The sequence below is a fragment of the Longimicrobiaceae bacterium genome, from assembly GCA_036375715.1.
Classification (GTDB): Bacteria; Gemmatimonadota; Gemmatimonadetes; order Longimicrobiales; family Longimicrobiaceae; genus DASVBS01.
Genome location: DASVBS010000053.1, coordinates 55,667 through 75,043, shown reverse-complemented (window position 1 = coordinate 75,043; position 19,377 = coordinate 55,667). Strand labels below are relative to the sequence as shown.

Sequence of the window (19,377 nt, the reverse complement as noted above, 5' to 3'; positions counted from 1 at the left end):
CTGGCCTGTCCCTTGCGGCCGCTCCCCGCCGTGCGAGAGCGGCCCCGCGGGAGCATTTTTCGACCGAAACGCCCAGCCCTGCTGCGACGGTGCTCATGACCCCTGTCTCACCCGATCGCGACCACCGGAGCCACGATCCGTGATCGCTTACCTTCTGCGTCGGCTGGTCGGGGCGATTCCGCTCCTGCTGGGAATCCTCACCCTCATCTTCTTCATCATCAATCTGGCCCCGGGCGACCCTACCGCCCGGTACTTCAACCCGAATGTAGCGCCGGAAGTGATCGAGCAGATGCGGCGCAACTTCGGGCTCGATCGGCCGCTTCACGTGCAGTATTTCAAGTGGCTGACCGCCTTCCTGCGGGGCGACTTCGGCTACTCGTTCGGGCAGATGCGCCCCATCGGCGACATCCTGCCGGAAGTACTGTGGAACACCGTCCAACTGATGCTGGCGTCGCTGGTGGTGATCTTCGTGCTGGGGATGCTGGTCGGCATCGTCCAGGCGGTGCGCCAGTACTCGGCGGCGGACAACGTGCTGACCTTTTTGGCACTCTTCTTCTATTCGATGCCCTCCTTCTGGTTCGCGCTGATGCTGGTGCTGCTCTTCAGTTGGAAGGCGAACCAGTGGGACTGGCCGCTGCAGTTCCCCGCCACCGGCATGACCAGCGTCGGCTATGAGTTCATGTCCTTCGGCGAGAAGATGTGGGATCGGATCGAGCACCTGATCCTGCCAGTGACGGCGCTGGGCATCGGGAACGCGGCCGGCGTCGCGCGCTACATGCGCGGTTCGATGCTCGAGGTCATTCACCAGGACTACATCCGTACCGCGCGTGCCAAGGGTCTCTCCGAGCGCGCGGTCATCTTCAAGCACGCCCTGCGCAACGCGCTCATTCCCATCATCACGCTGCTGGGCCTCTACCTTCCCGTGCTGCTCTCCGGCTCGGTGCTGGTGGAGACGATCTTCGCCTGGCCCGGCATGGGCCGCCTGATCGTGGACGCCATCTTCCAGCGCGACTACCCGCTGGTGATGGCCACCAGCTTCGTCGCCGCCGCCATGGTGGTGATCGGGAATCTGCTGGCGGACGTGCTGTACGCCGTGGTGGACCCGCGCATTCGCGTCGAATGAGGCGAATGCGCAATTGCGAATTACGAATTATGGCTTGTCGCGGGCTCGAGCGCCGGAATTCAAGACACGATCCCTACGGCAGCCGCGGTAAAACGAAACGTTGTTCGTAGTGATTATCCGTAATTCGCAATCCGCAATCCGTAATTTGTAATTCGTAATTCGTATTCGACATATGCCCCAACCTCCCCCAGCCCTCGAGTCTTCCCCTCCCGAGCCGCTCTCGGCGGCGGCGGCGGCGCCGGTCGTGGGTCGGCGTGCGCCGGCGACTCCGGGGCAGGTCGGGCTGTCGGTCGTGCTTCCCGGGAGCGGGCACCTGCTGCGCGGGGAATGGCTGATGGGAATGTGCCTGCTGCTCGGTTGGGGGGCGTTGCTGGGGCTCGCCTATCTCTCGGGGCAGGAGATCTCCGCCTTGATTGAGGCGCGGCGGCGACCGGTGGACATGATCGTGGCGGTGGTGACGCTGGTCGCACTGTTGGTGGGGATCTGGGGATGGGGCCTATACGATCTGATCGTCCGATCGCGACGCGTTCCGCGGCTGCAGGGCGACTCACAGTGGGCGATCGCCGCGCGTCATTTCCGTCGCAACCACCTGGCGATGGCGGGGCTGATCACCATGGTCGTCCTCTACGCCATCACGCTCCTCGCGCCGCTGATCGCCCCCTTCGATCCCACCGCGCAGGGTGACATCGTCCTCACCCGCTATCTCGAGCCCTCGCTCGAGCATCCGATGGGGACCGACAAGTTCGGACGCGACATCTTCTCCCGCGTCCTCTACGGCGCCCGGATCTCGCTGACCATCGGCTTCGTGGCGGTGGCGATCAGCGTCACCTTCGGCACGCTCATCGGCGCGCTCGCCGGCTACTTCGGCAAGTGGACCGACGCGGTGCTCATGCGCTTCACCGACATGATGCTGTCGTTCCCGCGCCTGGTGCTGCTGATCGTGGTGATCGCGCTGTTCGAGCCGTCGATCTGGCTGGTGGTGCTGGTGCTCGGCCTGACCGGGTGGATGAGCGTCGCGCGTATCGTCCGCGGCGAGGTGTTGTCGCTGCGCGAGCGTGAGTTCGTCCAGGCTGCGCGGGTCCTGGGGATGACGGACTGGCGGATCATCTTCCGTCACATCATCCCCAATACCCTCGCGCCCGTCATCGTCTACACCACTCTGGGCATAGGCAACACGATCCTGGTGGAGGCGTCCCTCTCGTTTCTGGGACTGGGCGTACAGCCACCCACCCCGAGCTGGGGGAACATGATCGCCGACGGCCGCGACGCCCTGGTGACCGCTTGGTGGATCGCCACCTTCCCTGGCCTCGCCATCGTCCTGACGGTTACTGCCTTCAACCTGCTGGGGGACGGGCTGAGGGATGCGCTGGATCCGAGGCTGAGGACGTAGCAGGAATTACGAATTACGAATTACGAAACTCCGAATTATGAGCTGCGATCTACGGATCTTGGACCACGGACTGCGAGAGTTCGAATCTCCAGGCACTGCTCCGCTGGCAGGATGGCGCCCCGTAATTCGTAATTCGTAATTCGTAATTACCACTTCCTATGGCAAGTCAGCCGCTGCTTCAGGTCGAAAACCTCCGCACCTACTTCCGCACCGATGCCGGGCTCGCCCAGGCGGTGGACGGGGTCTCGTTCCACGTTGACCCTGGCGAGACGCTGGGGATCGTGGGGGAGTCGGGGAGCGGGAAATCGGTGACTGCGCTCTCGGTGATGCGGTTGATCCCGGAGCCGCCGGGCGAGATCCAGCGGGGGTCGCGCATCCTCTTCAACGGGGAGCGCGGCGTCGAGGATCTGGCGCAGGCGTCGGAGAGCCGGATGCGGGAGATCCGCGGCAACGACATCGCGATGATTTTCCAGGAGCCGATGACCTCGCTGAACCCGGTCTTCAGGGTCGGCGACCAGATCATGGAGTCGTTGCGCCTGCACCAGGGGCTGAACAAGCGAGAGGCCCGCGATCGGGCCATCGAGATGCTCCGTCTGGTGGGGATTCCCAGCCCGGAGCAGCGGGTGGACGAGTATCCTCATCAGCTCTCCGGGGGGATGCGGCAGCGGGTGATGATCGCGGTGGCGCTGGCGTGCGACCCCAAGCTGCTGATCGCCGACGAGCCCACGACCGCGCTCGACGTGACCATCCAGGCGCAGATCCTGGAGTTGCTTAACCGGCTGCAGGAGGAGATGGGGATGTCGATCATCCTCATCACCCACGACCTGGGAGTGGTGGCGGAAACGTGCGACCGGGTGATTGTGATGTACGCGGGTCAGGTGTTCGAGGAGGGGCCCGTGGCTGATGTCTTCCGCGATCCGCAGAACCCGTATACCGAAGGGCTCCTGCACTCCATTCCACGTCTGGGCCAGGACGTCGAGCGGCTGGCCGTGATCCCGGGGATCGTGCCCAGTCCGACCAACTGGCCGACCGGCTGTCGCTTCCATGATCGCTGCCCGTACGGCTGGGAAAAGACCGAGCAGGAGGAGCCGCCCCTCTTCGATATCGGGCCGGGGCGCCGCTCGAAATGCTGGCTGGTCAAGTATCCGGAGCGCCGGGAAGAGATCCGACGCGCGGGGGGAGGATTCACCAGTCGGGGCGTACTGACCGGGACGGGCGCGGCCACGCCGGTGGCCGGAGAACCGCTCGACGACGTGTCCGGATCCCTTCCGGATGAGGGGCCGCGCTGATGGCGACGAACCCGGAAGGGCGCGAGAGCATCGGCACGCGGCCCGGAATCGACACTCTGCCGGAGGTCGACCGCGAGGAGACCCCGGTGGGTTCCCGCGCACTGCCGCCGGCCAAGGGAGATTCCGATCTGCGAGGGCAGACGCCGGACGACCTCGAGCCGCCGCGGGATGCGCTGCTGATCGTCAAGCAGTTGCGGAAGTACTTTCCCATCCGGAAGGGCTTCCTTCAACGCCACGTAGGTGACATAAAGGCCGTGGATGGAGTGTCCTTCTACATGCGGGAGGGGGAGACCCTCGGCCTGGTGGGGGAATCGGGGTGTGGGAAGACCACCACGGGACGCACCCTCCTGCGGATGGAGAACCCTACCGGAGGGACGGTTACCTTCCGCGACAAGAACGTCTTCGAGATGGATCCGGAGGAGCTGCGACGCTTCCGCCGGAAGGCCCAGTACGTGTTCCAGGATCCGTTCTCTTCGCTAAACCCGCGCCTGACCGTCGGCGACGCGCTGCGGGAGGTGCTGAAGATCCACCGGCTGGCGGTGGGTCGCGAGGACGAGCGGATTGCCGAGTTGCTGAAGGTGGTCGGGTTGCGGCCGGAACACGCCGTCCGCTATCCGCACGAGTTTTCGGGCGGGCAGCGCCAGCGCATCGGGATTGCTCGGGCGCTGGCGGTCGAGCCGGACCTCATCGTCTGCGACGAGCCGGTGTCGGCGCTCGACGTATCGGTGCAGGCCCAGGTCATCAACCTGCTACAGGATCTCCAGCAGGAGCTGGGGCTCACCTACCTGTTCATCGCGCACGACCTCTCGGTGGTGGAGCACATCAGCGACCGGGTGGCGGTGATGTACCTGGGCCGTATCGTCGAGCTCGCCGATGCCGACGAGCTCTATCGCAATCCGTTGATGCCGTACACGAAGGCGCTGCTGTCCGCCGTGCCCGTACCGGAGCCCGGCCGCAAGGCGCAGCGGATCGTGCTGCAGGGTGACGTCCCTTCGCCCGCCAATCCGCCGCCGGGCTGCCCCTTTCATCCCCGTTGCCAGCACCCGCTCAAGGACGCGGACTGCGCGCGGATCGTGCCGCCCCTGGCGGACAAAGGAGGTGGGCACTTCGCCGCGTGCATCAAGGTGCCGTTGGGCGCGGGCGACCGGGACTGAAAGACGAGCGGATGGCAGGCAACCTGCAGGCGTTGACAGTGCTTGTCGCCGGTTTCTATCGTAACCAAGATCAATCGGTCCTTCTCGGAAACGACGCCTGATTCCGTGGCGGCATCACCCCGCGAATTGCACCGTGCCGATCATCTCCCAGGAGGCGAACCCGTGAGTTGTGCGCTTGCCTTCGCTCGGATACAGCTTTCCGGGGTGGAAACGCCCGAGATGACCTTCATGGACATCTGGGAGGGCGGCGGGTGGATGATGTGGCCGCTGCTGGCCTGCGCGGTGATCGGCGGGCTCGTCATCGTCTGGAAGCTCTACGACCTCACCTCCAAGGGCGCGCGCACGAAGCGGGTTCTGCGGGAGGTCGACGCCCTCGTGGCTGAAGGGCGGTATGCCGAGGCGATCGGGACCGCTGAAGCCTCCGGCACGCCGGCGGGGCGGATTCTGGCGCAGGGGCTGCGCCGCGCCGACGAGGGAACGGAGCGGGTGGTCAAGGCCATCGAGAACGCCGGCATGATCGAGATGGCCAAGCTGGAGCGGGGCCTGGTCGTGCTCGCAACGGTGTCCACCGTCGCCCCTTTGCTGGGGTTCCTTGGCACGGTGGTGGGGATGATCCTGGCCTTCCAGGCAATCGAGCTGGCGGGGGAGGTGGAGGCGACCATGGTGGCGGCGGGGATCAAGGTCGCGCTGATCACCACCGCCGCGGGGCTGGTGATCGCGATCCCCGTCAACATCGCCCACAATTATTTCGTGAGTCGTATCGACCGGCTCGTTCTGGATATGGAAGAGTCGGCCCAGCGCACCATCGATCACCTGCACGATCGGGCGGTTCGCCGGACGGCCGCCGTCTGAAGCCCTTTCAGGCTTAGAGGTTGATCTCGGCCGCCCCCTCGGGCGGCCTTTTCACTCCGCGTCGGCGCACATCCTGCCCCTTCTCCGTCGGACCCTGCTCCCGGCGGCCCGGGTAGGAGCCGGGGACTCTCTTAGAGGACCTGCGCGGCGCTCTCCATGACGTCCATCAAACGGGGAATTCTCTTGCTCGTCTCCACCACCATCGTCGTGGCGGCCGTGGCTCTCCTATTCGGTCGCGCCCCCGAAATGCCAGAGCAGTACCCTCCCGATCTCCAAGCGCCTCCCGGCCGGGCGCCGGATTCGCTGCGCCTGCCGGGTGTGCCCGAGGAGGTCGGGGTATTCCTGGAGAACGGGCAGGCCTGGCGCGCCGCACTGGTGATGCGGGAGTATCTGCGGGTAACGCCAGATCCGGATGCGGACGCGCTGCTGCTGGCAGCGCGTGCGGAGGCGGGATGGGGCGGGTGGTCGCGCGTACGCAGCTACCTCGAGGGCAAGGAGTGGTTGAATGAGGCGGGCGAAGGGCAGGGCTGGTACTGGCTGGCCCGGGCGTTCGAGGAGGACGAAGCCTGGCGGGAAGCCTGGGATGCATACGACCGCTATCTCGACACCGCCTCGGCCGAGGGTGATCCCTCGCTGAGAGCGGTGGCGAAGCTCCGCCAGGGTCTGGTCCTACTGCGACTTGAACGTCCCGAGGAGGCTGCCGAGCTGCTCGCCGGAATGCGGTCCGAGCTCCCCGATATCAGCGCCCGTATTGACATTCTCGCGGCCGAGGCGCTCGCCACCACAGGAGATACGGCGGGCGTGCGGCGGCGAATTGGAGCGGTGCCGGAGGACGGCTCGCTGGCGGAGCGGGGCCGCAAGGCGCTCCTGCGCGCTTACGAGGAGGTCGAGGACTACGCCGGCGCCTACGTCCTCGCCCGCTCCTACCGGGAGGCGGCGAGGAGCGCGTCGCAGCGCGCCGATTACGCGTTGGTAGCGGGCCGTATGGCGCACGAGCTCGGTAACGACGAGGACGCCCGGGCCGAGCTACGCGTCGCGGCGAGCTCCGCCCCCAGCTCGGCGGCAGCGGCGGGCGCCGCCAGGCTGCTGGAGGAGATCGGCGGATTGAGCGTGTCCGACCGGCTCACGCTGGCGCGGGTCTACGACGCGAGGGGAGACAATGCCCGCGCGGCGGGCCACTACCAGGCGTGGCTCGAGGCGGGCGCCGGGACCGCGTCGGAGCGCGGGAACGTGCGCCAGGCGCTGGGCCAGGCCCTGTTCGACGCAGGTAAGTACGGCGACGCGATAGCCGCGCTGCGCCCTCTCGATACGGCCGCCGCTCTCTACCTCACCGGGCGCGCCGAATACCGCCGGGGCAACGAGAGCCGTGGCCGGGAAATATTTCTCCGTCTCGCGCGCGAGCATCCGGGTAGCCGGCAGGCGTCGGAGGCTCTTTTCCTGATCGCGGACCTCGCGCACGATGACCAGGACCTGGAGGAGGCTGTCCCGATCTACCGCCGCGTCGCGGATGAGTTTCACGGCCACGACCGTGCGGGCCTGTCGCTGATGCGCCTCGCCGGCGCCGCCTTCCAGAGCCGCGATTACGAACGGGCCGCGCAGCTCTGGCAGGAGTACCGATCCACCTACCCCAGCGGGGAGCGGTGGCTCGAGTCCACCTACTGGGCGGGTCGCGCACACGAAGCGATGGAGGACAGCGCGACCGCGTTCGCGCTCTACCGCGCCGCGCGTGAGAGGGATCCCCTCTCCTACTATGCGCTTCAGTCCGGCCGCAGGCTGGGTGAGCCGTTCTGGCCTATTCCGATGGGACCTTCGCCCGCGGATGATTCGGCAGCCGTCGCGCGGGTAGAGGGGTGGTTACGGGGAGTGGACCTGCTCCTCGCCGCGGGGCTGTACGGCGAAGCCGAAGCGGAGGCCGATCGTTGGATTGCCGCGGCCGGAGACGATCCGGTGCTGCTCTATCCGCTCGCCGAAGCACTGAATGCCCGCGGCCTCACGGTGCGGGGAATCCGCATCGGATTGCGCCTGCAGCAGAAGGAACCGGCCAACCCACGCCTGATGCGCATCGTCTATCCCTTCCCCTATCGACCGATGATCGAGGCAGAGGCGAAGGAGAAGGGGCTCGACCCGTATGTGGTGGCGGCGCTGGTGCGTCAGGAATCCCTCTTCAAGGCCCGGATCTCCTCCCCCGTGGGTGCGCGAGGCCTGATGCAAGTGATGCCCGAGACCGGTCGGGGTCTGGCCCGCGGGGTCGGGATCGACGACTGGGACCCCGAGCTGCTCTTCCAGCCCGAGATCAATGCTCACCTGGGCACGATCTTCCTCGCCGAGCAGATGAAGCGTTGGAACGGTTCGCTGCCGTCCGTCTTCTCCGCCTACAACGCCGGTCCGCACCGGGTCGAGGCGTGGCAGCGCTTCCCGGAATACGGCGAGGAGGAGCTGTTCACCGAGCGGATTCCCTACCGCGAGACGAGAGACTACGTGAAGATTCTCACGCGGAACATCGCCATCTATCGCGGGCTTTATGGGGACGCCGAAGTCGCGAGCGGAGCGGTCGATCGCCCTGCTGGCGCCTGATCCGGTGACCCGATCCGGAATCGAGCCGATGCGGACGGGGAGCGCCGAGCGAGTCGGGGGAAACGGCTGGAGCGGCCTCCGGCGCGAGCTGCTCCGCAAGCGAATCCACATAGCCACCGCGGTCGTTCCCGCGGCCGTCTGGTTCCTGCCTCGGAGCGCGTCACTCCTGCTCCTCGTGGCCGGCGTGGTCCTCGCCTTCGCCGTGGAGCTGGCCCGTCGCAGGGTTCGCTGGGTCCGATACCGGTTCCTGCGGGGAACCCGGGTCATGCTGCGTGATCACGAACGCAGGCGGTTCGCGGGGGCCACCCACATGGCCCTGGCGTACCTGCTCGCCGCGGTACTCTTCCCCCGAGTCGTGGCGGTGACTGCCATGCTCTACAACGCCCTCGGCGACGCCGCCGGGGCGGTTGTTGGGCGTCGATGGGGTCGCCGCCGGACCTCCTGGGGGAAGAGCTGGGAAGGAGCCGGCGCCGTGCTGGCCGTGAACCTGGCCATCGGTGCGGCGATGCCAGACATCTCACCAATCGCGGTGGTCATGGGCGGCATCGGTGCCGCCGCTCTGGAGTTCCTGCCGCTACCGCTGGACGACAATCTCCGGATCACCCTCGGGGGCGGGCTCGCCCTCTGGCTGGGTACAATGCTCGGCTGAGCCACCCCTCCCGGGTCCAGTCCAACCTTGTCGCGCCCGTCATCGGGCGGGTATCTTCCGGGCGCCCCGCCCATCGGCGGGTAACTTTATCAGGCTCCTGCGGATGGATAGCGCGTGGCAGACATTGCGATCGATCTGGGTACGGCCAACACCCTGATCCAGGTGAAGGGGGAAGGGGTCGTGCTGAACGAACCTTCCGTCGTGGCGGTCGAGCGGGGAACCGGGCGGGTCCGCGCGATCGGCCTCGAGGCGAAGCGGATGCTCGGCAGGACTCCGGAGGCGATCGTGGCCGTGCGGCCCATGCGCGACGGCGTCATTGCTGATGTCGACATGGCGGAGATCATGCTCCGCCACTTCCTTCAACTGGTGTTGCCGAAGGGACTCTTTCGCGCTCGCCCGAAGGTGGTGATCGGGGTTCCCTCCGGCATCACCGAGATGGAGCGACGAGCGGTTCGCTCCGCGGCCATCGCGGCGGGCGCGAAGGAGGTCCACCTCATCTCCGAGCCGATGGCCGCGGCGATCGGGGTGGGCCTACCGGTCATCACCCCGCGCGGCTCCATGGTCGTCAACATCGGCGGAGGAACTACGGAGATCGGGGTGATCGCGCTCTCGGGCATCGTGGCGGACGCCTCCATCCGTGTCGGGGGCAACGAGATCGACGATGCCATCACCGCCTTCGTGCGGAAGGGATTCAACCTGCTGATCGGCGACGCCACCGCCGAGATGATCAAGATCCAGATCGGCTCCGCCTACCCGGATGGCCCTGAGCGGGAGATGGAGGTGAAGGGTCGCGACCTGGTCAGCGGCATTCCGAAGACGGTGAGGATCGGCTCGTCGGAGATTCGGGAAGCGATCCAGGAGCCGATCCAGGCGGTCGTCGAGGCCGTGCGGCGAGCGCTGGAGGTCACTCCGCCCGAGCTCGCGTCCGACATCGTGGACGAGGGGATCGTGATGACGGGCGGAGGAGCTCAACTCCGCGGCCTCGATATCCTGCTCGGCCACGAGGTCTCGCTCCCCATCCACGTCGACGAGGAACCGCTTACCTGTGTCGTCCGCGGTGCCGGGGCGGTACTGGAGGACTGGGAGACGTATCAGGGGGTGGTGACCCCGTAGGGGCTACGGGCGCGCTTGTCACGCCGCGCCCGGAGGGCAGACGCACCGCGACGGATTCTTGCAGTGTCCCGAAATCCGTGCAGAGAGCCGGCGCCGTACCTGGCGCCGGCTCTTTACGTGCTACCTCAGGAAGAAGATCCTGCCCTACCGCCTGAGGATCTGCCCGCGAATCTCCCCACCGGGGAAATCACCCGGTCCGGTATCCGGCGGATCCACACCGTCGTTGGTGTGGATGTTCACATAGGCCTGACCCGTCTCCAGCAGATTGACGAGCCCGTCAAAGTCTACCCCGTTGAGGGTCGAGGATCGGTTGATGGTCCCTTCCGCGAGGCGTCCGGTGAAGGGGCTCGTGCTGGGCGGGGTGGAGAAGAGGCCGATGATCACTCCGGCATTCGTGGTGGTGCTGGCAGGGCCGTGAATGTGGCCAGCGGCGATGTTGCTCAGGCCGGTAACGTCCACCGTGTAGGTAATGACGTCGTTGTCGCTCAGGCGGAACTCCGCGACACCGGTGGCGGAGGTGGTGCGCGGAGGCACCTCGCTGGCGCCGCTCAGCTCTGCTCGGTAGACGATCGCGCCGTCGTCATCGTCGTCATCGCAGGCCGTGAGCGCCAGCGGCAGGAGCAGCGCCAGGGCTGCGTAGCGGACTGTCTTGAGCATGGTGGTTTTCCTCGGCTCGGGGTTCGACCAGGCGTCGCATCCCAGGCGAACGCCCTGGCAACAGCTTCATTCCTCGACAATCACGACGCCCCGCATCATGGGATGTGGGAGGCAGTGGTACGGAAACCTCCCGATCTCCTCGAAGACGCGCGAATAGCGTCCCCCTTCCGGGATCAGCTCGCTTCCCCAGCTCTCGTCGTCCGCGGTGACCGTGTGCACTGTCGGGTCACTGTTGATCCACTCCACCTTCTGTCCCCGGCGGATGCGGATCTCCGCGGGCGCGAAGGCGATCTGCCGCATGTCCACGCGAACCACATTGGTGTCGGCGGCCGCACCTTGGGAGACGGGAGGGGGACGGAAGATCCGGGCCCACTGTGAGGCAGTCCCGAGGGGTACCGTGAAGGTGAAGCCGTAGCGCACGGACTTGAGAGCACCCTCCGGCTCGCGCGACACGCCGTGCAGGGTTGCGGCTCCATTGTTCGCCGCCTGCAGCGAGAAGCTGTGGGGGGTACCCGGGATGGCGACCGATACCGACGTACTCCAGACGGTGCCGAGCGTGTCGGTGTTGAGCATGCGCCCGACATCCCCCGTGAGCGCCAGGTAAGGGGTGAGGCGGAGCAGAGCCCCCACCGTGGCCGCAGCTCCCCCTTCGCCAGCGCCGAAGGCGTCGCTGAACGCCCGGACTTCGCCCAGCACCGCTAATGGTCCCATGCCGATGCGGGCGTCGAGTGCTCCGTCGACGCTCTCCGCGACCGAGTTGTAGCCCAATAGCGCAGAGAAGCCGAGGTCGCTGGTGGGAAGGAACGACCGCTTCAGCCAGTATTCGACCTCGTTGGCGCCCGAGCTCCCGGGACTGATCTCACTGTTCGAGGTGTAGTCGAGTCCGACAGTGAGCCCGAGCGGAAGGCCCGCGCCCACGGTGAGCGTCGGGATGTTGCGTAGCTCGTCGGCGCCATCGATCAGCTCGAAGCGGTGCGCGAAGACGAACACGGCCTGTCCCTGCGGCAACGACCACACCCCGTGAAGATTGGGAGAGCGTTCCAGCACCGATTGAGCGGAAACCCCACTGACCAGAGAAAGCAGCAGGGCGACTGTGAGGACCGCCCTCATCAGTGCACCCGCACGACGCCGGTCATGCCTGCGTGCAGTTTGCACACGTAGTCGAACGTCCCGGCGGTGCTGAAGGTGTGCTGGTACTCTGTTCCTTCGCCGCTGATCGTCTGTTCCGGCCAGGTCCCGGACTGCCCGGGGTCGTTGGGGCTGATCGTGTGAGTGGTGGAGGTCTCGTTCACCCAGGTGACCGTGCTGCCGACGGGGATGACCACGTCGTCCGGGCTGAATCGGTTGGCGGTGAGCCCGATTTCCACGGCGGTCGGGTTGGTGTCCTCGAGGCGAAGGCTCCAGTTCAGCGTGGCGGCGGCGTTCGCGACCACGTTCACCGTCTTCGACGCGGTCTCACCGGGAGCCAGAGTGAAGCCATCCGGCGGAGTTACAGTGACCGTCTTCGTGCCGGGCGCCACGTTGGAAATGGAGTAGGAGCCGTCCTCGTCGGTTTCCGTGCTACCGCCTCCTTCGATGGCCACCTCGGCACCGGGGATTCCGCCGCCGGGTCCGGTGACCTCCCCTTCCAGCCGACCGTTGTTTTGCGGGCCGGTAGGGCCGCCGTTGCCACCGTCTCCACCGTCACCACCGTAGCCGCCATCGCCGCTGCACCCGAGGGAGAGCAGGAGTGCGGCCGCCAGCGAAATCACGAATGGTCTCGACATCATGGTCTCTCCTTCGACATTGGCGCGGAGGCCCCGCGCTGCTACCGCTCCCGCATTGCGAGCGGGCAGTACGGCGGGCAGTCGGGGCGGGGTCGCCCTGTGAAGGGCATCCCCCATTCCGTCGTTGCCGAGACCGTGAAGTGTCTTCTTACTCGTTGTGCCGTAATGGTTTAGAAATCCGGATCCGAGAGCGCCGTCGACCTGGAGGTGTCTCGCTGCGGTACACTTCGACTGGATCGGGGGCCACGTGGCCCGGGGGGCTCCGGGTAGGGACCTCGGGCGAGGCGTGCGAGGGTGAGCGGAAGAGGCTTCGAGGAAGGGGCTACTCCTGTTCGCCTGCGGCCTGGCGTGCGGCGCGAGCTTCGTCATCGGCGCCGAGGCGGGCGAAGTGATCGGCCGCGTCCAGCAGGGCGAGGCGCGCTTCTTCTTCGAGCCGCAGGTCGCGGAAGAGCATCCCTCGGTCGCGCTGTACCTCGGCCAGCAACAGGAGGTTGGAGTGAGAGCGGGCCACCGCGAACGCCTCTTCGAGGTGTTTCCGGGCTGTCTCTATGCGGCCGCGTAGCCGCGCGGCGCTGGCGCGCACCCGAAGGACCTCGGCGCGTCGAACGGGATCACCGAGCTTCTCGAAGCGGCGCTGGGCCTTGCCTAACCAGCGATCGGCGAGCGACCCGTCGCCACTGCGGATGCGGAGCTCCGCGCGCTCCGTCTCTGCCAGGGCGATAACGTCCTCGCTGGCAGAGCGCCCGGCAAAGTCGATCGCCTGGCGGTAGTGGGCGTCAGCTTCCTCACTCCGCCCCAGGTCGCGGTAGGAGATTCCGAGGTTGTAGTGGGTCTGGGCGAGGCCGCGTAGGTGGCCAAGACGCTGGTAGGCGGCGAGCGCGCGCTCGTAGTAGGTGAGCGCCAGGTCGCGACGGCCACGGATGTTGGCGAGCACGCCCAGGTTGTTCGACGCGCGGGCGACGAACTCGTCGTCCTGCCAGCGGCTCGCGTTCTCGAGCAACTCGGAGAAGTGGCGCTCCGCCTCCGCCGACTCTCCCGCCTCGAACGCGATGACGCCGAGCAAGTTTTCGAGCCGCAGCAGGAGTCGGCGATCCCCCGCCCGCCGGATGGCCGGCTCCACCGCGCCGGCTGTTGTTCGGGCGGCGGCAGTCGCGCCGGTACGGTTCAGCGCATCGGCGCAGAGATAGCCCAGCTCCGGTGCCTGCTCGAGGGCCTCGGACGGGGTCTCCCGCGCAAGCTCTGCCAGCGCGGCCCAGTCGCGCGCGGCCGCAAGCTCGCGGGCCCTCTCCAGGGTAGTGGTAAGGTCGGACGGGGAACTCGAGTCCAACTCAGTCAGTGGCCAGGGCGTACTGCGTGAAGCCGACTACTGGACCGCGGACCTCGATCAGGTCGCGGTCGCGATGACTACCCGCCACCCGCGCCCACTCGCTACCCCCGGTGTTCTTCCAGAGGGTGAAGGTCTCCGCGAGGAGCTGGTCGCGCGGGTCCACGTCGCCATCACCGTCGATGTCAGGATCGGCCCAGCGATACCGGATCTCCACCTCGGCCGGATGTTCGGGATCGAACTGGAGACCCGCGGGCAGGAATTCGAAGCGGAACTCTGACTCGTCGAGCACGCGGATGGTTATCTGAACCGAGTCGCCCGGCGCAACGCCGAGCATGACCGCGTCGGCAGGGACCCGGAACAGGAGGCACTTGCCGTTGCCATAGACCCCGGTCTCGTACGAGATCTGCACCTGCCTCGTCTCCCCCTGAACCGCCCAGAAGCTCACCTCCTTGGCGACGAGGGGCGGAGCTTCGGGGTCCACCTTCACGAAGATCAGCTCGGACTCATCGACGACGTCCGGCTCAGTCGAGATGGTGAGGTCACGGCAGCCGGCCAGGGCCAGCGTGGGTGCAAGCACGACCGGCAGGGCGAAACGGAGCAGCATTTTCATGTCATCACACGGGCAGGAGTGGAATCGCCGGCTGTGCGGCAAGCAAGGGGCGAGCCCTGCGCAAGCCGCCTGTCCGCTGGATTCCGTGCGCGGAGGGTTGTCGCGCAGCGGAACAGCTGTCGCGGCGCGCGACTGAGGCGAGCGGTGAATTCTCCATCATCCCTCCGGAGTGGTCACCGGCTCCAGCAACCGGTAGAGCCTCGAGCGAGAGATTCCGAGGGCGTCCGCGGCGGCCTTTTTATTGCCCTGCAAGCGGTCGAGCATGGTGCGCGCGGCTGCCCTCTCGATGTCTGCCAGCGATGCCGGGAAGGGGATCCCCGACGAGGTGCTCTGTGGCTGGGTGGGTGGGGCGAAGAGATCGCTGACCTCGAGGCGGCCGTCCCCTAGAAGGAGCGCCCGCTCCAGCGAGTTGCGCAACTCGCGAACGTTCCCGGGCCAGGGGTGGGAGAGCAGCATCCCTCGCAGCTCATTGGTGAGCGGCGGCTCGGGGAGGCCGTACTGCGCCGCGAGCTGCCGGATGAAATGCGCAGCGAGCAGCAGCACATCGTCCCCCCGCTCCCGCAGGGGAGGGAGCTGGATGGGGATCACGTTGAGGCGATAGTAGAGGTCTTCGCGGAAGTTGCCTTCCCGCACTGCCGCGGCCAGATCGCGGTGAGTGGCGGCGATCACCCGCACGTCGACCTCGCGCACGCCGACCGCGCCGACGCGTCGAATCTTCTTTTCCTCGATCGCCTTGAGGATCTTGCCCTGCAGTTCGAACGGCAGGTGACCGATTTCGTCGAGAAAGAGGGTGCCGCCGTCGGCGATCTCGAACAGGCCCGGCTTGGCCGTTCGGGCGTCGGTGAAGGCGCCGCGCTCGTGGCCGAAGAGCTCCGCTTCCAACAGGGTCCCGGGGATCGCGGCGCAATTGATCTCCACGAAAGGCGCCGCTGCCCGGGGACCGTTGTAGTGGATCGCCTGCGCGAGCAGCTCTTTGCCGGTGCCCGTTTCTCCGGTGATCAGGACCGCCGCGCGGTCATGGGGGATGATCTTCGCCGCCCGCTCCAGTGCAGCGCGGAGCTGCGGGCTATGTCCGATGATCCGGCTGAAGTCGAAGCTTTCGCGCTGGACGCGCGCGAGGCTCTCCCGCGCGTCGCGGCTGTCCACCCGACGCCTTCGCTCGGCGATGGCGGCCCGAAGAGGCTCGATGTCTCCTGGCAGAGCGAAGTAATCCGCGGCCCCGGCGTGGAGGATCGCCACGGCGAGTCGGTGCTCCGGCCGGGCTCCGACCACCAGCACGCGATCGACCCCCGCGGCGGCCAGCGCGCGCAGCTCCGTCTCAGCCTGGTCTTCCCGCCCGGGCACGGAGAGAATGCAGGCAAGGGAGTCCGGTCGGTGTGCCTCGGCAGCCGCCGTAACCACCCGCAGCTCACAGCCGAACGACGCCGCCAGCTCCTCCCAGACGGAGGAGAAGGAATCGGAAGCGGTGAGAACGGTGAGTGTAGCCAACGAGTAACTTCGAGAGCGAGGAGTACCGCGCGGACGCAGCTAAATTATCTCAGCGCTAAACGAAAATCAAGCGGGCCAGGCCGGCCTCCGAGCTCACGCGCCACGCGTCATTCAGGAGGCGCCTCCGCTGTCCAGCATCGGCGGCAGGCCTTTTTGCGACTCTGGCGCGCAGCTCACCCATGAATCCCGATGAGGCTCTCGCCACCGTCGATCCACATTTCCGTGCCGGTGATGTGGTCGGCGGCGTCGGATGCCAGGAAGCGAACGAGTTGCGCCACCTGCATGGCGGTGCCGGGTTCTCCTCGCAGCGGGTGCCACCCGCGGGGAAATTCCACCGGTACACCCAGGTTCTCGATGTTGCGATGCTCGGTGCTCTCTTCGATCTCGGTGGTGATCGCTCCGGGGCAGATCACGTTGATCCGGATACGGTGGGGGGCGAGCTCCAGCGCCATCATCTTGGTGAAGGCCACCTGCGCCGCTTTCGAGCAGGCATAGGCCGTCGCCCCCGTGTTGCTGAACACACGGGTCCCATTGATCGACGCGGTGACGATGATGGAGCCACCCTGGCGCTTCAGATAGGGAAGGGTGTGTTTGACGGTCAGGAAGGTACCGCGAAGGTTGATTGCAATCGTGCGGTCCCATTCCTCGGTGGAGATCTCCTCCAACGGTGCCCAGACGCCGTTCACGCCGGCGTTGGCGAAGACGATATCGATCCGTCCCCATCGCTCGACGATCGCGTCCACCGCCGCCTTCATCTGCGCTTCGTCCGAAACGTCGGCGATGAACACGCCGCCCTCACCCCCGCGCTGCTCGATCTGCTCGACGGTGCGACGCAGCTCCTCCTCGGTCCGACTCAGGGCCGCCACGCACACCCCTTCCTCGCCGAGCAGGATTGCCGCCGCCTGGCCGATGCCCGAGCCGGCACCGGTCACCAGCGCGACTTTTCCCCGCAGATCCATGATCGCTCCAGTTCTTGGTGGATGATGGACGGAGGCGCGAGAGATTCGTGCCGCGCCTCAGAGAGGCAGCGATCTCACTACCTCGTAGCGGGCAGCCGGCCCACCCAGGTGGCTGCGAAAGAGCGCGATCTCGGTAACATTGAGCGTGAGTCGCGGCCCCTCGCCTCCTCCGATAGCGTGCCGGAGGTTCTCGGGCTCGCGCAGACGTGCGAGCGTGAGGTGCGGGGAGAAGGGGCGTTCATCCGGTGGAAAACCTGCCTGCCGGACTCGCCGCTCGACCCTGGCCGCGAGCTCGCGGATGGCCGACTGGCGGTCCCCGCTCCCCAGCCAGAGCACCCGCGCGCGGGAGTTGGAGGGGAAGGCGCCCAGCCGGTCGAGCACCAGCTCGAACGGGCGGCCGAGGCCCTCCGAGTCGAGCGCGAGCAGCAGGCGCTCTCTCGCATCGGGCTCGACCTCTCCCAGAAAGCGCAGGGTGATGTGCCAGTTCTCCGGTGGAACGGGGCGGCCCGGGAGACCCCGCGGGAAGCGGTGGCCAAGCTGCCGTGATAGTGCAGCGACCGTCTCCGCGGGAAAGGGGATGCCGAGAAAGAGGCGTTCAGTCATGGAAAGCGAAGGCCTGGAACAGGGCTAGAACACAAGGTCTGAAGCAGTGGGTCAGGAACCTTGACGCCCTCGCGGCGTCTTAAGCAGGCGGCACTCATCCCATCCCCCGGGGGTTCTCATGCTCATCAAACGCCCTTCCGATATCCCCTTCTCCGAGGTTACACCGGAGGAGCTGTATCTCAACCGTCGCCAGTTCATCAAGCAGGCCGCGGGAGTTGCCGTAGGTGCCGGGGGAGTCTCATTGGGTGCCGCGTGCGATGCGAAGGCGGAGCAGGCGTCACAGGACAAGCTCACCTCGTACGAGGACATCACCACCTACAACAACTTCTACGAATTCGGCACCGGCAAGGAGGATCCGTCGCGCAACGCAGGGCGGCTGCGCACGAAACCGTGGACCGTCACCGTCGATGGTCACGTTCGCAAGCCAGGCACGTATGACCTCGACGATCTGCTGAGTGGCCTCACCACGGTCGACCGGATCTACCGTATGCGCTGCGTGGAGGCCTGGTCGATGGTCATCCCCTGGGAGGGAGTGCCGCTGAGAGACCTGCTCGCCAAGGTGGAGCCCACCCCCTCGGCTCGCTACGTGGCCTTCACCACCCTGTACGACCCGGAGCAGATGCCCGGGCAGCGGCGCTCCGTCCTCGAGTGGCCGTACGTGGAGGGGCTGAGGCTGGACGAGGCCATGCACCCCCTCACCCTCATCGCGACGGGCATCTACAACCGCCCGTTGCCGAACCAGAACGGCGCCCCCCTGCGCCTGGTGGTGCCGTGGAAGTACGGGTTCAAGGGCATCAAGTCGATCGTGCGCATCTCCCTGGTGGAACGGCAGCCGCCCACTACCTGGAATATCGCCGCCCCGAGGGAGTACGGGTTCTACGCCAACGTCAACCCGGAGGTGGATCACCCGCGCTGGAGCCAGGCGAGGGAGCGCCGCATCGGCGAGCTCCGCATGCGTCCGACGCTGCCCTTCAACGGGTATGCCGAACAGGTTGCGAGCCTGTATGCGGGGATGGACCTGCGCCGCTACTTCTGATGCGGTCGCCGGCCGTTCCGCCGAAGGTCGCGCGCGCCGCGATCTTCCTGCTCTGCCTTGCGCCCTTTCTGCGCCTGGTGTGGGACGCGGCAAACGGTGACCTCACCGCCAACCCGATCGAGGATCTCACCCTGCGAACGGGATGGTGGACCCTCACCTTCGTGATGGTCACCCTGGCCGTGACTCCCGTGCGCCGGGTCACGGGCTGGAATCGGGTGGTGCAATATCGGCGCATGTTTGGCCTTTTCGCCTTCTTCTACGCCTGCCTGCACGTCTCCGTCTATTTCGGGCTCGACCAGCTACTCTCCTTCGACTACATCCTGGAGGATATCGTCGAGCGGCCGTACATCACGGTGGGATTCAGCGCCTGGGTGTTGATGATTCCGCTTGCGCTAACCTCCACCAAGGGATGGATCCGCCGACTGGGACGGCGGTGGCAACGACTCCACCGCCTGGTATATGCCACTGCGGTGCTGGGGGTGCTGCACTTCCTGTGGCTGGTGAAGGCCGATGTGCGTGAACCGCTGATCTTCGCGACCGTGCTCACGGGCCTCTTCCTGCTTCGCCTGCCCGTGTTCCGCCGTCGCCGGGCGCCGTCCCGCCCGCCGCCTGCCGCGCGGGTCAGACCGGCAGTTGCCGCGGGCTCCGACCGCATTGCCGCGGGCGATTCCTCGCGAGGTCGCCTGGCCAGTTGAGCGAGGTCCTCGCCCGGCGTGCATACGCCCGTCAACGTTTGTGCAGATCGATCCCGATGGGACGGCTCGCCCGTTCCAGGCTCGCGGCCGCC

General features: G+C 66.8%; 18 protein-coding genes. 10 read left to right on the top strand and 8 right to left on the bottom strand.

All coding sequences use genetic code 11. The features are described from left to right. Nucleotides 1-139: 139 nt before the first annotated feature. From VF167_10015 to VF167_09980, 8 genes are all read left to right on the top strand, one after another. On the top strand, nucleotides 140-1,123 hold the full coding sequence (locus VF167_10015) for an ABC transporter permease (protein ID HEX6925759.1): 984 nt from the start codon (nucleotides 140-142) through the stop codon (nucleotides 1,121-1,123). 172 nt (nucleotides 1,124-1,295) lie between these two features. Next, entirely contained in the window at nucleotides 1,296-2,513 is a 1,218-nt protein-coding gene (gene opp4C / locus VF167_10010; GenBank protein HEX6925758.1) for an oligopeptide ABC transporter permease, read from the top strand. A 158-nt stretch (nucleotides 2,514-2,671) separates the two neighbouring features. Further along, on the top strand, nucleotides 2,672-3,802 hold the full coding sequence (locus VF167_10005) for an ABC transporter ATP-binding protein (protein HEX6925757.1): 1,131 nt from the start codon (nucleotides 2,672-2,674) through the stop codon (nucleotides 3,800-3,802). Continuing rightward, complete coding sequence (locus VF167_10000; GenBank protein HEX6925756.1) at nucleotides 3,802-4,956, top strand: ABC transporter ATP-binding protein; 1,155 nt, start codon at nucleotides 3,802-3,804, stop codon at nucleotides 4,954-4,956. Before VF167_10005 ends, VF167_10000 begins: the two co-directional genes overlap by 1 nt. Before the next feature lie 162 nt (nucleotides 4,957-5,118). Further along, entirely contained in the window at nucleotides 5,119-5,808 is a 690-nt protein-coding gene (locus VF167_09995; protein ID HEX6925755.1) for a MotA/TolQ/ExbB proton channel family protein, read from the top strand. Nucleotides 5,809-5,964: 156 nt separating this feature from the next. Continuing rightward, nucleotides 5,965-8,382: a transglycosylase SLT domain-containing protein gene (locus tag VF167_09990; protein HEX6925754.1), complete on the top strand. Its 2,418-nt coding sequence runs from the start codon at nucleotides 5,965-5,967 to the stop codon at nucleotides 8,380-8,382. Nucleotides 8,383-8,386: 4 nt separating this feature from the next. After that, nucleotides 8,387-9,031, top strand: coding sequence for a hypothetical protein (locus VF167_09985; GenBank protein ID HEX6925753.1), 645 nt, complete (start codon nucleotides 8,387-8,389; stop codon nucleotides 9,029-9,031). Nucleotides 9,032-9,145: 114 nt separating this feature from the next. After that, a complete protein-coding gene (locus tag VF167_09980; GenBank protein HEX6925752.1) occupies nucleotides 9,146-10,144 on the top strand; it encodes a rod shape-determining protein in 999 nt (332 codons plus the stop codon). Between the two features lie 144 nt (nucleotides 10,145-10,288). Here the strand turns inward: VF167_09980 and VF167_09975 are convergent, their stop codons facing one another. From VF167_09975 to thpR, 8 genes are all read right to left on the bottom strand, one after another. Beyond that, nucleotides 10,289-10,801, bottom strand: coding sequence for a CHRD domain-containing protein (locus VF167_09975; GenBank protein HEX6925751.1), 513 nt, complete (start codon nucleotides 10,799-10,801; stop codon nucleotides 10,289-10,291). 66 nt (nucleotides 10,802-10,867) lie between these two features. Next, nucleotides 10,868-11,911, bottom strand: a complete 1,044-nt coding sequence (locus tag VF167_09970) for a cupredoxin family copper-binding protein (GenBank protein ID HEX6925750.1) — start codon at nucleotides 11,909-11,911, stop codon at nucleotides 10,868-10,870. Then, on the bottom strand, nucleotides 11,911-12,570 hold the full coding sequence (locus VF167_09965; protein HEX6925749.1) for a plastocyanin/azurin family copper-binding protein: 660 nt from the start codon (nucleotides 12,568-12,570) through the stop codon (nucleotides 11,911-11,913). The genes VF167_09970 and VF167_09965 overlap by 1 nt, the downstream gene beginning before the upstream one ends. Before the next feature lie 319 nt (nucleotides 12,571-12,889). Beyond that, the gene (locus tag VF167_09960; protein HEX6925748.1) at nucleotides 12,890-13,894 is read right to left on the bottom strand and encodes a tetratricopeptide repeat protein; all 1,005 of its coding nucleotides are present in this window, start codon (nucleotides 13,892-13,894) and stop codon (nucleotides 12,890-12,892) included. Between the two features lies 1 nt (nucleotide 13,895). Continuing rightward, entirely contained in the window at nucleotides 13,896-14,504 is a 609-nt protein-coding gene (locus VF167_09955) for a hypothetical protein (protein ID HEX6925747.1), read from the bottom strand. A 156-nt stretch (nucleotides 14,505-14,660) separates the two neighbouring features. After that, nucleotides 14,661-15,992 (bottom strand): sigma-54 dependent transcriptional regulator, encoded by a 1,332-nt coding sequence (locus tag VF167_09950; protein ID HEX6925746.1) that lies wholly within the window; start codon nucleotides 15,990-15,992, stop codon nucleotides 14,661-14,663. Between the two features lie 173 nt (nucleotides 15,993-16,165). Beyond that, nucleotides 16,166-16,951, bottom strand: coding sequence for an SDR family NAD(P)-dependent oxidoreductase (locus tag VF167_09945; protein ID HEX6925745.1), 786 nt, complete (start codon nucleotides 16,949-16,951; stop codon nucleotides 16,166-16,168). A 57-nt stretch (nucleotides 16,952-17,008) separates the two neighbouring features. After that, the gene (gene thpR / locus VF167_09940) at nucleotides 17,009-17,554 is read right to left on the bottom strand and encodes an RNA 2',3'-cyclic phosphodiesterase (GenBank protein ID HEX6925744.1); all 546 of its coding nucleotides are present in this window, start codon (nucleotides 17,552-17,554) and stop codon (nucleotides 17,009-17,011) included. A gap of 118 nt (nucleotides 17,555-17,672) precedes the next feature. On the opposite strand from thpR, the gene msrP reads away from it, so the two are divergent. Both msrP and VF167_09930 read left to right on the top strand, forming a co-directional pair. Continuing rightward, on the top strand, nucleotides 17,673-18,590 hold the full coding sequence (msrP, locus tag VF167_09935) for a protein-methionine-sulfoxide reductase catalytic subunit MsrP (GenBank protein ID HEX6925743.1): 918 nt from the start codon (nucleotides 17,673-17,675) through the stop codon (nucleotides 18,588-18,590). Then, entirely contained in the window at nucleotides 18,590-19,285 is a 696-nt protein-coding gene (locus tag VF167_09930; GenBank protein HEX6925742.1) for a protein-methionine-sulfoxide reductase heme-binding subunit MsrQ, read from the top strand. Before msrP ends, VF167_09930 begins: the two co-directional genes overlap by 1 nt. The last annotated feature ends 92 nt before the right edge of the window (nucleotides 19,286-19,377 follow it).